Source organism: Pelorhabdus sp. sgz311001 (assembly GCF_055901755.1).
Window position 1 is genome coordinate 40441 of the sequence record NZ_JBVXUT010000007.1, and the last position, 15032, is coordinate 55472.

Consider the following 15032-nt stretch of genomic DNA (forward strand, 5'->3'; position numbering starts at 1 on the left):
CCTTCTGACTACATTCATTCTTAGCGTACCTTGATCGTGATCAGCGCCGACATGCCTGGTTTCAACACGCTATCACTGGCATCTGCTTTGATTTTAATGGGCAAACGCTGCGTCACTTTCGTGAAATTAGCTGAACTGTTTTCCGTTGGCAGTAAAGCAAACTGCGAACCCGCAGCTGGTCCTACTTCGCTTACATGACCGGTAAATTCCTTACCAGGATACGCATCGATGGTAAAATCAACAGCTTGACCGACTTGAACTTTTCCGATATAGGTTTCTTCGATATTGGCCCCAATCCAGACATCAGCAAGATCACTGATGCTAAAAAGCTGCTGACCATAAACGATAATTTCACCGTCTTCCACAGATTTCAGCCCAACGACACCGTCAACAGGAGCTTTAATCTGCGTATCTGCTAACTGAATCTGAGCATTTTTGAGCGCTGCCTGGGCTTGCTTTACTTGTGCTTGCGCCAGCATAATATCTTCTTTTCGCGCGCCTTCGGCGCTTAAGCTATATTGCTCGTTGGCTGCACTATGCTGCGCCTTAGCGACTTCATAAGCGGTTTTGCTAGCGTCGCGCTGTTGCACTGAAATGGCCCCTTGCGCATATAGCGCTTCATCACGCTCACTATTCTTGCGATAATTTTCCAGACTAGCCAGTGTCTGAAGGACATTAGCATTGGCCTGAGCTACCTCTTGCGGCCGATTTCCGGCTTGCATCGCTGCAAGTTTCGCCTGTGCCATAGCTAGATTGGCTTCGGCCTGCTCGACTTGCATTTCGAATTCCGCTGTTTCTAAGGAAGCAATTGTTTGCCCAGCTTTCACCGGATCGCCTTCTTTCACAAGCACTTTCGCAATCCGACCATTTACTTTTGCACTGACTGCCACAATCGTTCCTTTCACGCGAGCATCGTCAGTTGCTACAATGCGACTGGACCGCACCCACCACCAAGCGCCGCCAATCAATGCAATGACAATAAGCAGACTGGCAACAAAGGCCATCTGCCGATTATTTAGTTTCGTTTTTCCCTCACCCATAAAAATACCTCGTCCTCTACGTAATCATTATTTTGGTTGATTCTCATAGCTACTTTTTATAATTCATCCTTAAGCCCAAGTAAATCTTCCCGTAACAAAGCGATTTTTACCTCAATTTGCTTTAACCGTTCAGCCAGCATCGCTTCAAGCTCTGGGAGTCGTTTTATCCCATCGGCAGTAATCTCATAAATCCGCTTGCTTCTCGTATTGGGATTTTGCCAGTGTCCTGTAACATAGCCCTTCTCTTCCATACTTCGCAGCAACGGGTAAAGAGCATTCGTATTCGGACGATAGGCCCCGCCAGTGCGAATCACAATTTGTTCAGCTAACTGGTTGCCATGCATTTTTTCCTGCTCCAATATTTTCAAAATATACAATCCTAAGACTAGTTTCATATAACTGACATACGCTTGATCTGGCATCAATGATTCCTCGCTTTCCACTTTATAAATGAACGTTCCTAACCATATATTTATCATAAGTATATGTACTACGCTTTTTATATTATAGTTATTATTATTAATAATATCAACTTTTACTTTTGTTTTTTATTCTTTGAATTGCCTGCTTTGAAAAAGCAGGCCTACTTACCCTCTGTTTTTTCAAAGGTTCCCCTTTGTAAAATTTCTCCCTGCGCAATCATTTGCTGACCGCGCGCCCATACTTGTTCAATGGTTAAGTCAGGCGTAACGACTAAAAAATCAGCGTCAGAACCCACTTGAATTTCCCCTTTTTGCGGCCACAGTTTTAAAACTTTTGCTATATTGCTTGTCGCCACCGCTAAGGCCATTGCTAACGGAAGTCCTTCGTTCTGCCATAAATCACGGATCTCTTCCCACAGAGTTTGCGGTGTTGCCACTGCCAAGCTGATGGGAGCGCCTGCTTCATCAAAAACGGGCAAACTGCCATTTCCGTCAGAACTCATGGTAATTCTGTCTAAGGGGACTTTTGCAGCAAGCGCTCGCATGATCGCCTGGCTCGCCCGTAGTGCTTCCCAACAGCCTTCCGACGGATATACGCCTGAAGTCATGTCAATTACCCCGCCAAGTCGGCCCCAACGAAAAGCTTCCTGCAATAAGTAGGGATTACGATTCACATGAGTGGGCACCAGTTGCGTAATTGGAATTTCGCCGCCTTTAATGATCGCAAAAAGTGGCTTGAGCGCTTCATGGCCATCGCCAATATGGCAATGAACAATTCCTGCCTTGCCGCTAAGCAGGCCGCCATTTCTTGCTTCTGCCGCTAATTTCAAAAGCTCCGTTACGGTTGGCTGTGAAGACCGATGATCGGAAATAGCTACTTCGCCAGCACCAAGAACCTTATCGATAAAGAGTAAGTCAGAGCGCACCGAGCCAGTAAGCGTCGGTCCCGGCACTTCATAGGCGCCAGTATACAGATATGCCGATAAGCCCTCTATTTCTAAGGCTCGAACCTTAGCTAACAGCGAACTCATATGACGCATCGTTCCATCTGTGCCAAGACAACCTACGACCGTCGTAATGCCAGCTCGTGTAAGATCAGAGAGAACAACTTCCGGCGTCCGCGTGTGATATCCGCCTTCGCCGCCACCGCCAATCAAATGAATATGACCATCAATTAATCCGGGAACCAGCCACTTGCCTGTTGCATCAATTCGCCGACAATACTTTTCTGGTAAAAAGTTAAGATTTTGTCCAATTGCCGCCACTTTTTCCCCAGCGAGCAACAAATCTTGCCTGCCTAGCTCTTGGGGTGAAAAAATCCGAGCGCCTTGCAGTAACGTGAAAAAGAAAGTTTCCTCTGGCAAAGTGATGCACTCCCTTACCGTTTTTTCTTAGCATGCGCCAAATTGAGTTTTTTATCGATCACATTAAATCTTGTAATGCAGAGTAAACCTGGCTCGCACGCCAGAACGAACGGGGAGACAAATTGCCACCTATCCTGGGAAACAGTATAATAGAGTTAAGTATAATAGAGTTAAATCTACAAGAAAGCAGAGGTGCTAATATGAACTACTTGCCCAAAAGAATTTTTCTCTCTGTGTTGCTCTGTCTATCACTTATCCTTTTCGCGATTCCAGCTCTTGCCCATGAAGGACGAGAAGGCCACGGCGAGGGCTTAAGTTGGGAAACTACGAACGTCCATTTTCGCGGTGATCGCTTAGTTGTCGAAGGCTATTTTCAAAATAATACGGACAGAGAAATTATCGATAATATCAATGAATTCTATGTCAAAGTAAAACTGAAACATCGTGGCGAATGGCGTCAGCATATGTCTGTCCGCTATGACAATATTAACGTCTTTATCCGTCCTGGTGAAAGTCATCCCTTCCGCTTTGTTATTGAAGGTGTAGAACCTCACCGCATTGACGACTATCGCGTCTGGACCACAGGCAGCTATCACTATCATAACCATCATGGTTGGGAATATCACCGCCACGAAATCGATTAAACCCTTCTATAAATGAAACAGCGGCTGCAGGGAAATCCTGTAGCCGCTGTTTCATTTATAAGTTACTCTATGTAATTTTTTCCTGATCGAAAATAGCCCTCTTTATTCGGCTTCCATCGCCTTTAATCGTTTCAAAAGTTGATCATATCGTGTTAAAACGTCAGCCTCTTCTACCTTTACTTTAGAATGATAATATTCAATCTTGCCGCTGCCGTCGCCAACTTTTCCCGTGGCCTGAAGTGTGCGAGCCAAATTTTCCGCAGTCCCGATCCCCCCATCTAAAATGGCCACGTCAGGCGGCAGAACGCTTGCAATGATATCACGAAACAAGGGAAAATGGGTACAGCCAAGCACCAGCGCGCCATACTGACTTAGATCATAGGGAGCTAGCTGCTCTCTCACATAGGGCGCCACCACTTCCGGGCGAAACTCAAAGCGTTCGGCAAACTCAACTAACCCAGGCATTGGCAGTCCGTCTACCATGTGACATTCATCAAGATTTTCTACTAAATGATGATATTTTTCTTCGCGTAGCGTCAAAGCCGTCGCAAAAACCATAACTCGCTTGCTGCAAGGTACACTCTGCAAAATAGCTGGCTTTACCGCCGGTTCAATCCCGATAATAGGAAAATCATACCGTTCACGCAGTTCTTTCGCCGCAGCGCTTGTCGCTGAATTGCAGGCAAGTACAATGGCCTTAACGCCCCGCTTGGCAATAAAATCTATGGCGGAAAAAACAAGCTCACGCACTTCCTCTGTTGACTTTTCGCCATAGGGTACGTGAAGCGTATCAGCAAAATACACATAATCTTCCTTAGGCAGCAAGTTTAATGCCCGATATAATACGGTCAATCCGCCAATACCAGAATCAAATACACCGATTTTCATATTCTGTCCCTACCTTTTCTCGATGGTCAATCATGATTTTTATCATACACCTATCTTTTCCCCCTGCCAAGACAAAAAAATTCCCCTTAGACGTTACGTCAAGGGAAATTTACTTTCTTTTATAAGATGAAATAATTTCTCAAATCAGCATTAATTCCTTCAATGTATCAACGCCTCGTTCAGTAACATGAGCTAGGCTAATATTGGCCCACACAGGTCCTAGACCGTAAGGACCATCCTGTACTAAAGCCCCTTTGATGAGGCACTCGCGTTTTAAATGATCTACTTCCAAAGCGTAGCTTTTTGCATCGCGGCTAAAATCAAAGGCGTCGACATCAGCTAATAACTGCTCGGGATTTTGATCAGCTTTGTACACCTCTAGTAAGATAGCCGTGCTTAATTCGTTTAGCAAGATCCCCATCTCCCTTTTGCCATTTTTAAAATTTTTTCGGCAAAGTGAACAGTTTTCCTGCTAAAAAAGCCCCTTCCTAGCGCAAGTATACAATATATTCAAAATTATCGTTAAAACGATCCTCGTTAAAGAGCTGTAGCAACTGTCGACTGATCCGCATCGCCGCTAGGAAAACGTACGGTAAAGATCGTTCCCTTCCGATTTGTCTGTACTTCAATTTTAGCCTGATGATGTTCTGCAATCCGATAGCAGACCACAAGGCCAAGACCCGTACCAGTCTCTTTTGTTGTTACAAAAGGTGTCCCAAGCTTTTTCAGTACAGCCGGATCAATCCCCTTGCCTTGGTCAGCAACGATAAGGAGTACCTCATCTGCTGCTTGCTTCAACCGAATCGTTACAATTCCGCCAGACTCCATGGCTTCGAGACTATTGCGGACAAAATTTAAAATGAGTTGGCGAATTTCATTTTTATCAAGTAACAGCGGTGTCGCTTCGTCTAATTCAAGCGAGATCACTTTTCCCTGACGAAGAGCATCAGCTTGCAGGAGCGGCAAAAGGGTCCTAATGATCTCCTGTAGGGGCATTCGTACAAAATCAAGGCGCTTATTTTTAGCAAGTGACAGAAATTCCGTAATAATCCCATTGGCTCGATCAAGTTCTTCAATCATCAAGCCAAGCTGTTCTCTTTGCTTCGTATATTCAGACTTATGCTGAAATAATTGCAAATACCCTCGCACCGTTGTTAAGGGATTGCGTACTTCATGACCAATACTTGCCGCCATTTCCCCGATCAAACTTAATCGATCCAAGCGGGCCATTTCCATTTCTACTTTTTGCTGTTCCATTTGGGATAAACAATGTCGCACTTTTTCATGTTCGATCGATAAAGCGTGCTCGGCTTTGTTCTGACGATAACGCAATAGTTCTACTAAAAGTCCAGCAACGATCAGTAACGAAAAAAAGGACCCCGCCCAAGTACGGTATAAGTTTTGTTTTTCTTTTATACCGTTTAAAATCATGGATTCCTCAATTGATACAAGGAGAAATGCCGGGTAATCGGCTAAGGCGGAAAAAGCTCCGACTCGATTCACCCCTTGAAAATCCACGGCTTTATAATTGCCGCTTTTTTCACCGTCTTTTATCGCTGCAAGCACTGGATGATGCTTAAAAAAATTCGCATGATCGAAATTCTGGATTTCTGGAACACGCGTAAGATAAGTGCCATCACTACGCAATAAGACAATAGAATTATTGGGGCCAAGGTCCATTTTGTAAAAAATCTGCCGAAAATAATTCTGATCAATTCCAATACTCACAATGCCATTAAACTTTCCTGTCGCATCATTGAGGCGTCGGCTAAGGAAAATGACTGAGTTTTGACTCACTTCCGTCAAACGCGGTGATGCTAGAAAAACCCCGCCGCTCTGTCCCTGTTTATGGACAAGAAAGTGCTCTCGGTTGGCAATATTAATAGGCCGCTGCAAGGGCACCGCGCTAAAAATCAAGTTTCCATCCCGGTCAGCTATGGCAATCTGATCGAAAACCCCTTTTTGCCGCATCATTTTCAAAAGATCTTCCTGCGACGGCGTAAGCCTGCCAGATTCTTCAATCGCTGCCTTCATAAAGAGTAAGGTACTGTCCGCTTCATCAAAGGTCCTGTTCACCGTAGTAGCCAGAGAATGAGCAATATTCTTATTTTGTGAGTACACCATTTCGTACCGCGCTTTTAAATCACGGTCAAAGAGAAAATCAGCACTGGCAAAAGCGCCATAAGAAAGACCAATTACAAGCACCCATAACCAAATTCGAGTCTTGTGACTCCAGTGGAAAAAATTCTGTCTATATTTGAATCTGTATTTCAACAAGGAACGCACCTGCCTTCTGGCTTTTCCCAAGGAAATTTAACCAGCACAGCAGTCCCCCACTCCCCTGTATCAACAATAAACTTCGCTCCGTGCCGTTCAGCAATACGAAAACAAACCGGAAGGCCGAGCCCAACACCATGCGCTTTGGTCGTCACAAAGGGCATCCCCAGTTTATCAATAATCGACTGGGCCATTCCCTTACCTGTATCAAGCACAGCTAAAATAACTTGCTCTTCCTCCTGATACGTTTTTACAGTGACAGTCCCGCCGCCTTCGGCGACGGCTTCAAAGCTATTACTCAATAAGTTGAACAAAAGTTGACGAATATCTTTCTGATCAAGCAGCAGTTCGGGCACAGGCTCCAGCTCAATCTGCAGCTTAGTTCCCTTTTCCAAGGTAGCGGCCTGCATTAAGGGCTGCAGACTTTCAATAATTTGATTTAACGAACATTTGGTCAGTTCTACCGACCGATTTTGCGCCAAAAACAGAAAATCACTAATAATATTATTTGCTCGATCCAACTCCTGAATCATCACCGAAAACTGTTCCTTCATCATAGCACAATCGTGTTTGCGGCTAAAATGCTGTAAATAACCGCGTACGGTTGTTAAGGGATTACGTACCTCGTGGCCGATGGCCACAGCCATTTCACCGACAAGGTTCATGAGACTGATCCGACTCATTTCCTGTTCATAATTTTTCTGCGTCGTAATATCACGACCTTCAGAAATAAGAAACAGCACGCGTCCCGCTTCATCAAAAACAGGTTTTAAGGAAAAATCCATATAGGAAATTCCCCCTTGCTGATTCTTTACCTTGGTCTCAAAACGAACAAAAACACCTTGCCCTGCTTTCATAATCGATTCGTGAAGCTGCTCCTTTACCCCCGCAACACCCTGCCAACAAGGAATTTCCCAAAACTTGCGCTTTAATGCCTGTTCGTAATCACAAGCCATATAGTCAAGGGCTGTTTTATTGCAGTCAACCAAGACTCCCTCGGGAGTCAATACACCGGTAAGCTGAAACATGGAGTCAAAGACGGAACGAAATTGCCGCTCTTTCGCAATCTCCTGTGACCGCTGCAACTGACGCAATTCCGTCACATCATGATTAATTTCAATAATTGTTGCTGGTCTGCCTAGCTCATCATAATTCAGTGTCCAATAACTCTCAACAATCATTTTCGCCCCATCGCGCTTTTGATGCACTAAATCCCCATGCCAATAGCCATGTTCATAAAGAAACGCCTGAATTTCGCAATAATTTTCCGTCGATTTTGTCAAAAGCACCTCATGAAGCTTCTTATGACGAACTTCTTCAAAGGTCCAGCCGTAGCCGCGCTCCGCGCCACCGTTCCAAAACAAAATACGACTGTCAATATCCTTAACAATAATAAATTCCCGTACTGAATGGAGCAAATTCTCGCGCTGCACCACTTCGCTGGCAATAAAAGCCATATCTTCTTCGGCATGTTTAAGTTCCTGCTCGACTTGCACTCGTTCCATAATATCGGCAACTTGGCTTACAAGTAAGTCAAAAAAGTAAAATGTAACCTCATCAGGATGATAAATCTCCTGATGAAAAGTAGATAAAATACCAATAATCCGTCCCGACCGACTTACTAAGGGCGTGGCTTGTCCAGCTTGTATTCCTTCTGCCAAAACAAGCTGTAGCAATCCCGGCGTATCGTTTACAAATCGGCTTTTTCTAAAATCACTAATAATCAGTCGTTTCCCTTGCTTAATGGCTGAACCTGATAAAATTTTACCAATTTCCACATCATAGAATGTTTTTGTAAATTCTTTCGAAAAGCCATATTGCGCCAAAATTTCAAGTCGCTGCGTCTGTGGATTAAGCAGCCGCAAAACCGCCTTATCGCCTCCGGTTATGACCATAGCTGCATCTAGAATGCATTCATAAATCTCGTTGATATTCTCTTTGTTAATAAACCTCACGCTAATATCATGGAGACAACGAATGGCAAGCATATCAACCGATACACTTTTTTGAGGTCCTTTCTTTCGCCCGCTTTTACTCTTTAGCATGTGTTTCGCTCCTTCATCGCCAAAAGCCAGCCAGCCATTTTTATAAAATCTCTTTACCGTAACCATAAAACCTATCTTAGTTAACATTCCCATAAAAGCTAAAAAATCCTGCCCTTTTTCCAATAAGATTGAAATTTTTACTTTTTTTGAAAACTACGCTAAAAGTGCCTCCTCCTAAAAAAAGCCAGCAAAATATCTTGTATACTATATTCCAGAGAACGAATAAATATGGTATACTAATTAGGCTTAAATGTATTCTATTAAAAATGCTAGCGTGAATAGCATATATTATTTGTTAAAGAGGGGATCATCGATGGTAACAAAAATAGGTATTAACGGATTTGGCCGTATTGGCAGAATGTGTTTAAGAGCCGCCTTAGAAAATGAAAATATAGAAGTCGTGGCAATCAATAGTACATCAACCCCCGATGCGTCAGCGCACTTACTCGAGTATGATTCTGTGCACGGACGGTTAAATAAAAAAATCGAAGCGACGGAAGATGGCTTGATCGTGAACGGACATTTCATCAAAATTATTTCCGACCGCAATCCAGCCAATCTCCCATGGGGTAAACTGGGCGTCGACGTCGTTCTGGAAGCGACAGGCAAATTCAACTCTGGCAAAGACTGCGAAGTTCACCTTAAAAATGGCGCTAAAAAAGTCATTATTACAGCTCCCGCCAAAGACAACATTCCGACAATCGTATTAGGCGTAAATGAAAATATCTATAATCCAGCGAAGCATCATGTCGTATCGAATGCATCCTGCACGACGAATTGTCTTGCTCCGGTTGTAAAAGTTCTCCAGGAAAAATTCGGCATTGTCAGTGGTTTAATGTCTACAGTCCATGCCTTCACTACGGATCAAAGAAGTCTCGACAACAGCCATAAAGATCCGCGTCGTTCGAGAGGTTGTACGCAATCTATCGTTCCTACCTCGACTGGCGCCGCCAAAGCAATTGGCCTTGTTATTCCTGAACTTAAGGGAAAACTGAACGGTGTCTCCTTACGCGTGCCTGTTCCCAATGTTTCCCTCGTTGATCTTGTCGTTGAGCTAAACCAAGATGTTACCGTAGAAGCAGTAAACGCAGCGTTGCAAGAAGCCGCCGCCGGTCCTATGGCGCACGTTCTTGCCTACTCGGAAAAGCCGCTTGTTTCCATTGACTATTTAGGCGACAGTCATTCCTCCATTGTAGATGGTTTATCCACGTTAGCAATTAATAACCGTACAGTAAAGGTTTTAGCCTGGTATGACAATGAATGGGGCTATTCCTGCCGTGTCGTCGATCTAGCTGCTTATGTAGGAAATAGCTTAAGCGCGAGTGACGAAGTCATAGCAACAGTAAGAGAAAAAGCCGCCGTATAAGTGGCGGACTAGAAGCTATAGATAGATAAAAAAACAAGACTGTTTCCTCCTAACGTGAAGACGCTCTAAGCGCTTTCGCAAGTGAGGTGACAGTCTTGTTTTTTTATAGTCTAGCGTAATAAACTGAGCGAACCAGTCAATTTATTAATCTTTTTCGTAGGTCCATAGACGCAGACGCCAAGATAATATAAATCAGAACTGGCCTGCGCTGCCAAAAGTTTTGTATAGTGATCATAATCTAAACATTTTTGCGCAACTTCGCTGAAATCAATAACCGTAACATCACTATAAGCGCTATCATAAATCTTATCGCGCAACGCTTTAAGCTGTTCGCGCGCCGCACTTAAAACAGGAATCGCCTGCGACGTAATGCCACGATGAATCTGTCCGCTGCCATCGGTTATATCAGGGCCAATAATCGTCTCCTTACACAATTGACTTAAACTCATTCCCAACACCGCCGCCGTATTGGCGATTAAACCTAACGGAATTTCCCGTGAAATGACCATAGCTACTTTCAACCGAATACCCACCTTCCTAAAACTTTGTTCTGTCTTAGCATAGCAAAGAAGGGATAAGCTGTATTGTAAAAAATTGACCTTGAAAGCTAGTTATACTTAGGAAAGCGAAAAATGCTGATACTGTTCTGGCGTAAGTCCTGTATAGCTTTTAAAAGTTTTAGTAAAATGACTCTGATCATAAAAACCCGCGCGTAGCGCTGTTTCAGGCAAAGATTCCCCTCTCGCCAATTCCTTCTGGGCAAAATTAATTCGCAGCAAGGTTTGATAGGCATGGGGCGGAAGTTTAAACTGCTGTTTAAACAAACGGATTAAGAAAAATTTATTAATGCCCGAAGCAGCGGAAAGTTCGTCTAACGTAACCTTTTCCGAAAAGTACTCTTGTAAGTACTCACGGATAATCCCTACTTTCGCCGATTCATCTGGTGTTTCGACCCGTTTCTCATCTCCAGCCAAAACCAATTCCAACAGGAAAATTAAAGAGCTTTCTTTTTCCAGCGGTGTAGAGACGCTTTGCAAGCTATGTATTTCAGCAAAAATGCGTCCAATCACGGGTAAAGAAAGTACTGCATTCACTCGCGGCTGCTGCAGAGAGCCGCCACCACGGCTGGCTTGAAACGCACGAATCCAAGCGGCAGAAAGAAACAACATTTCATATTCCCAGCCCTCACACTTCAGTGGATTACAGGCGTGAAGCAACTCTGGCGGCAAAAAAACCATGCTGCGAGGCGTCACCGTTTCGGTACGGCCTTCATACCAAAAGCGACTGGTTCCACGGCGAATCAAGCCAAGCGAATAGTCTTCATGGGTATGTTTTCGGTAAGAGAAAGCGCTAGTACTACAATGTTTGAGCGTAAAAAAGGGCACATGTTCATCGCGATATAACGTAACAGGCTGACGTTTTGCCATTTTACCTTTCATCCGGTCATCCCCCCAATTACAGCCGCCACTAGTAAGATAAGATTTGCCGATACTTTTCTGGTAATCGCTAAATACAAGCTGATTAAAGCAACAGAAATCATTAAGGTACCCACTTGATTGTGAAAAAAAAGATCTGTTAAAACAACAATATTAAAACTAACGATCACGAGAACAACCCCATCGAGAAAGCCCTCAGTGGCACTCTTGCCAGCAATCCGAGTATAGCAACGTTGCACAATGAGAATGAGTAGCGGCGGCAGTAGTAAAGCGATCGCAGCAAGTACCGCTCCCGGCACGCCAGCTACTAAGTAGGCAAGACTGACAACCCATAAACCGTTCGGTCCTGGCGTTACCTGCCCAATCGCCAGAGCTTCGGTAAATTGCTTCTCTGTAGCCCAACCATTGGCAATAAAATCAGTATGTAAACTAGGCAGCGGCCCAAAACCGCCCGTAGAAAACAACACAGCTTTTACGATCACAACAAAGAATAGGAGCCAGTCCATAGTTATTTTTCCGCTCCCTTCGTCCCAACATGGGAATATACCAAAGAAGCTGCCAGCGCTCCCGTAAGATATAAAACAAAGACAGGCGGCTGCCAAACATAATAGGCGATAGCACTGCCGCTTAAAATCATGCCAGAAAGAATCAGACGGCTCTGGCTTGTCCGATAATTTTTCCGCAAAATGGGTTTTACATTACGCCAATTTGTCGCTAAGGCAATTCCGAAAATAGCGGCAAAAACGGTTCGTAACATGGCCTGTACGCGCGGATACTCGCTCATTCCCAGGTAGACCGCTGAAAGCAGAACCGTAATAGCTGCACTTGGTAAAATAAGCCCCAATAGAGAAAGCGCGATTCCGAATCTGCCACCTAGTTTCTTGCCAATCAAAATAGTATAAGCAATAATATTCATCCCCGGTGTTATTTGACACATTGCCACAATGATGGCATATTCCTCTTCCGTAACCCAATGATGCTTATAAATAAAGTGCTCTTGAATTAAATACTGCGTAACGGCGCCGCCGCCAAAAGAAGTAAAGCCAATTTGAACCCATACGCAAAAAAGCTGAAGAAGCGTTGGGCTAGCTGGTTTTGCTGGATGCTCCATTTTGAATCTCCTTTTTCTACTCCTAATTCTAAATAAATGACTAAATACACTGATGTAAATCTACATCTACGTCAGCTTATTAGCTCTCCTGTTCCCTTTTTCCTGTTACTACTGCTGTTTTTCCTCTTTCAATTCTACTTTAAATCTTCCTAAAATAAAAAGCTTGACAAAAACTCTTGCGCCTGAGAAAATGTTAACACTGTTACACAATTTTCTGCAGAGATTGTTGAACGATTGAATTTGATATAGAAAAAAATAAGGACTGAGATCAAGCAAAAAAATGCTCGCTTCAGAGAGCCGATGGCAGGTGTAAATCGGTGCAGCTTTTTTGGCGAACTCCCTCAGGAATTCTTTGGCTGAACAATTCAGTAAGCCAAAGCGCCCTCAGCGTTATCGATGTGAGTACAATTTAGGGTGGTACCGCGATTATTCGCCCCTATTGGCATAAGCCAATAGGGGCTTTTTATTTTGAGGAGGAATAGATTATGGGATTTGATAAAAGCTCTTCCTGGGGCGCGTCTTTCGCCATGGCGGCAGTCTGGTTCGCCACGCACTGCGGCGGCGGTTTTGCGACAGGAAATCAAGAAGTAAATTACTTTGTAAAATATGGCTGGTATGCCGTAATTATGCCGATCCTAGCTATGCTGATCCTGGGCTGGGCCCACCGCAACGCACTCGTACTTGCCAAAGACTATAAGACCTACGATTATAAAAGCTATGGGAAAGCCTTATTTCACCCTTACGAAAAATATTTCTACCCCTTCTTTGAAATCGGCTTTGTACTGCTTATTGCCTGCGGCGTCAGCACTTCAATTGCCGGGTCTGGTTCTCTGCTCAAGAGTACCTTAGGAATCCCCTATGAAATCGCCATTGTTGGCGTCGGTATAGTGCTGCTAGCGCTGACAATCTTCGGCAGCAAGCTGATTATCAAAGTCCTCAGCTTCAAAACATACTTTCTGATCATCACGTTAATGCTACTCTGCATCTTAGGGCTGCAAGCAGGCGCCTTTCAATTTCAACATGTTTGGGCAACGCAAGAAACTTTTGGCCAAAACTTTGGTGATGCCCTTTGGTTCGCCCTAATTTATATAGGCTTTCAGTCTTTTACAGTCCTTCCGATCATTTCCGTATCGCAAGGCATTAAAACAACGAAAGACTGCAACCGTTTTATGGTTTTTGGCACTGTTTTAAACGGTGCTTTCCTCGCCGTTGTCTGCATCATGCTGCTTGGCTTTACGCCTGATGTACTCAACCAAACTCTGCCAGTCTACTTCGTTTGCGCCCAACTTGATCTTCCCTGGCTCAAAATTCTCTATAGCGTAATTTTGTTGATTGCCCTTCTAGGTACTGCCGTTTCGCTTGTTTTCTCTACGGTAGCCCGCTTCGAACCGATTTTCCCCAGAACAGGCTTACTGGAAAATTTACGAGTTCGGCGCTTTGCCATCTCCCTGCTTACTGTCATTATCTGTACTGGTATTTCTGTATTTGGCCTTACCAATATCGTAATTAAAGGCTACGGCTCTGTCGGCTATATCGGCCTGATCTTTGTTCTCCTTCCTGCCCTCACGATCGGAACAGTAAAGATTCGAAACAATGCGAAACGGCGCCGCGACCAAGGCACCGAAGAGCAGTAATCATAATAATTTCATAAACTAAGTAAAAGCTGGCGCCCAACTTTCGGCGCCAGCTTTTACTTAGTTTATGAAATTATAGTCTTATGACGTTATGAAGCGGCAAAAACAAAGTTAATGCCCTTCGACAGGCTTCACCGGATGAGCCACCTGATTCTTCTGCGAAATTTTCTCTTTAAAATAGTTTATCACGCCAGAAACAGCCATAATCGATAGCAGCGAATAAAGCCCCTTCTCTGTTCCAATAACCGAGCAGCCAAACAGAACGATCATAAAATCACAAATAAAGGTAAGTTTTCCTGGATTCCAACCAAAGCGCCGATTTAAATATAGGACTAGAATATTGACACCGCCTAAAGAAGCGCCGTTCCAAAACAAATAGGAAAGCCCTAATCCAGCAAAACCGCCGCCCAAAATCGCCCCGACTAGATTGGGCACAACAAAATCAGTAAGACTACGGTCAACTTCGGTCATAACCGAAAGCAGACAAGCCGCCAACAGTGTCGATAACGTAAAATTCCAACCCATACGAAAAACAGACAAAATGTAAAAAGGCAGATTCGCCAAAATAAACGCTACAGAAAAGGGCATTCCCACCAAATATGAAATACTCAGGGCAAAGCCCGGCGCTCCGCCTGTAACAAGATGCGAATGTTTCAATAGTAAAATTCCCACTGTACTAATCATACAACCAATAAAAATATGAATGATTTTTTGCACATCCATCACCTTACCATTCTCAAGTACTTCTTTCCCATGCATCAAGAAAAACGTTATTTTTATGATAAAGTATCTAGTTGCTAGAGAG

The 15032-nt window shown here is 44.0% G+C and carries 15 protein-coding genes and 1 other annotated feature; of the genes, 3 read left to right on the forward strand and 12 right to left on the reverse strand.

Annotated elements, in window-relative coordinates; all coding sequences use genetic code 11:
• Nucleotides 1-20: 20 nt before the first annotated feature.
• The 3 genes from AC0MXB_RS16175 to iadA all read right to left on the reverse strand — a co-directional run bounded on the left by AC0MXB_RS16175 (nt 21) and on the right by iadA (nt 2826).
• Nucleotides 21-1040, reverse strand: a complete 1020-nt coding sequence (locus AC0MXB_RS16175; RefSeq protein WP_474040760.1) for an HlyD family secretion protein — start codon at nt 1038-1040, stop codon at nt 21-23.
• Nucleotides 1041-1096: 56 nt separating this feature from the next.
• Entirely contained in the window at nt 1097-1462 is a 366-nt protein-coding gene (locus AC0MXB_RS16180; RefSeq protein WP_474040761.1) for a PadR family transcriptional regulator, read from the reverse strand.
• 161 nt (nt 1463-1623) lie between these two features.
• Complete coding sequence (gene iadA / locus AC0MXB_RS16185) at nt 1624-2826, reverse strand: beta-aspartyl-peptidase (RefSeq protein ID WP_474040762.1); 1203 nt, start codon at nt 2824-2826, stop codon at nt 1624-1626.
• A 200-nt stretch (nt 2827-3026) separates the two neighbouring features.
• Here iadA and AC0MXB_RS16190 point away from each other — a divergent pair, with 200 nt between their 5' ends.
• A complete protein-coding gene (locus tag AC0MXB_RS16190) occupies nt 3027-3470 on the forward strand; it encodes a hypothetical protein (RefSeq protein ID WP_474040763.1) in 444 nt (147 codons plus the stop codon).
• A 102-nt stretch (nt 3471-3572) separates the two neighbouring features.
• Here the strand turns inward: AC0MXB_RS16190 and murI are convergent, their stop codons facing one another.
• The 4 genes from murI to AC0MXB_RS16210 form a co-directional block, all read right to left on the reverse strand.
• Nucleotides 3573-4358 carry a glutamate racemase gene (murI, locus tag AC0MXB_RS16195; RefSeq protein WP_474040764.1) on the reverse strand — a complete coding sequence of 262 codons (786 nt, stop codon included), beginning with the start codon at nt 4356-4358 and terminating at the stop codon, nt 3573-3575.
• A gap of 139 nt (nt 4359-4497) precedes the next feature.
• A complete protein-coding gene (locus tag AC0MXB_RS16200) occupies nt 4498-4770 on the reverse strand; it encodes a hypothetical protein (protein WP_474040765.1) in 273 nt (90 codons plus the stop codon).
• A gap of 125 nt (nt 4771-4895) precedes the next feature.
• Nucleotides 4896-6632 carry an ATP-binding protein gene (locus AC0MXB_RS16205; RefSeq protein ID WP_474040766.1) on the reverse strand — a complete coding sequence of 579 codons (1737 nt, stop codon included), beginning with the start codon at nt 6630-6632 and terminating at the stop codon, nt 4896-4898.
• On the reverse strand, nt 6629-8680 hold the full coding sequence (locus tag AC0MXB_RS16210; protein ID WP_474040767.1) for a PAS domain-containing protein: 2052 nt from the start codon (nt 8678-8680) through the stop codon (nt 6629-6631). Before AC0MXB_RS16210 ends, AC0MXB_RS16205 begins: the two co-directional genes overlap by 4 nt.
• A 313-nt stretch (nt 8681-8993) precedes the next feature.
• Here AC0MXB_RS16210 and gap point away from each other — a divergent pair, with 313 nt between their 5' ends.
• Entirely contained in the window at nt 8994-10046 is a 1053-nt protein-coding gene (gene gap / locus AC0MXB_RS16215) for a type I glyceraldehyde-3-phosphate dehydrogenase (protein ID WP_474040768.1), read from the forward strand.
• Nucleotides 10047-10156: 110 nt separating this feature from the next.
• Here the strand turns inward: gap and AC0MXB_RS16220 are convergent, their stop codons facing one another.
• From AC0MXB_RS16220 to AC0MXB_RS16235, 4 genes are all read right to left on the reverse strand, one after another.
• A complete protein-coding gene (locus AC0MXB_RS16220) occupies nt 10157-10567 on the reverse strand; it encodes a DUF2000 domain-containing protein (RefSeq protein WP_474040769.1) in 411 nt (136 codons plus the stop codon).
• 96 nt (nt 10568-10663) lie between these two features.
• On the reverse strand, nt 10664-11485 hold the full coding sequence (locus AC0MXB_RS16225; protein ID WP_474040770.1) for an AraC family transcriptional regulator: 822 nt from the start codon (nt 11483-11485) through the stop codon (nt 10664-10666).
• Nucleotides 11482-11988, reverse strand: coding sequence for a chromate transporter (locus AC0MXB_RS16230; protein WP_474040771.1), 507 nt, complete (start codon nt 11986-11988; stop codon nt 11482-11484). Before AC0MXB_RS16230 ends, AC0MXB_RS16225 begins: the two co-directional genes overlap by 4 nt.
• Nucleotides 11989-11990: 2 nt before the next feature.
• Nucleotides 11991-12593: a chromate transporter gene (locus tag AC0MXB_RS16235; protein WP_474040772.1), complete on the reverse strand. Its 603-nt coding sequence runs from the start codon at nt 12591-12593 to the stop codon at nt 11991-11993.
• Nucleotides 12594-12842: 249 nt separating this feature from the next.
• Nucleotides 12843-13034 (forward strand) — a binding site (T-box leader).
• Nucleotides 13035-13078: 44 nt separating this feature from the next.
• On the opposite strand from AC0MXB_RS16235, the gene AC0MXB_RS16240 reads away from it, so the two are divergent.
• Nucleotides 13079-14227 (forward strand): YkvI family membrane protein, encoded by a 1149-nt coding sequence (locus AC0MXB_RS16240; RefSeq protein ID WP_474040773.1) that lies wholly within the window; start codon nt 13079-13081, stop codon nt 14225-14227.
• Between the two features lie 111 nt (nt 14228-14338).
• Here AC0MXB_RS16240 and AC0MXB_RS16245 read toward each other — a convergent pair whose 3' ends face one another.
• A complete protein-coding gene (locus AC0MXB_RS16245) occupies nt 14339-14944 on the reverse strand; it encodes a YitT family protein (protein ID WP_474040774.1) in 606 nt (201 codons plus the stop codon).
• Nucleotides 14945-15032: the final 88 nt, after the last annotated feature.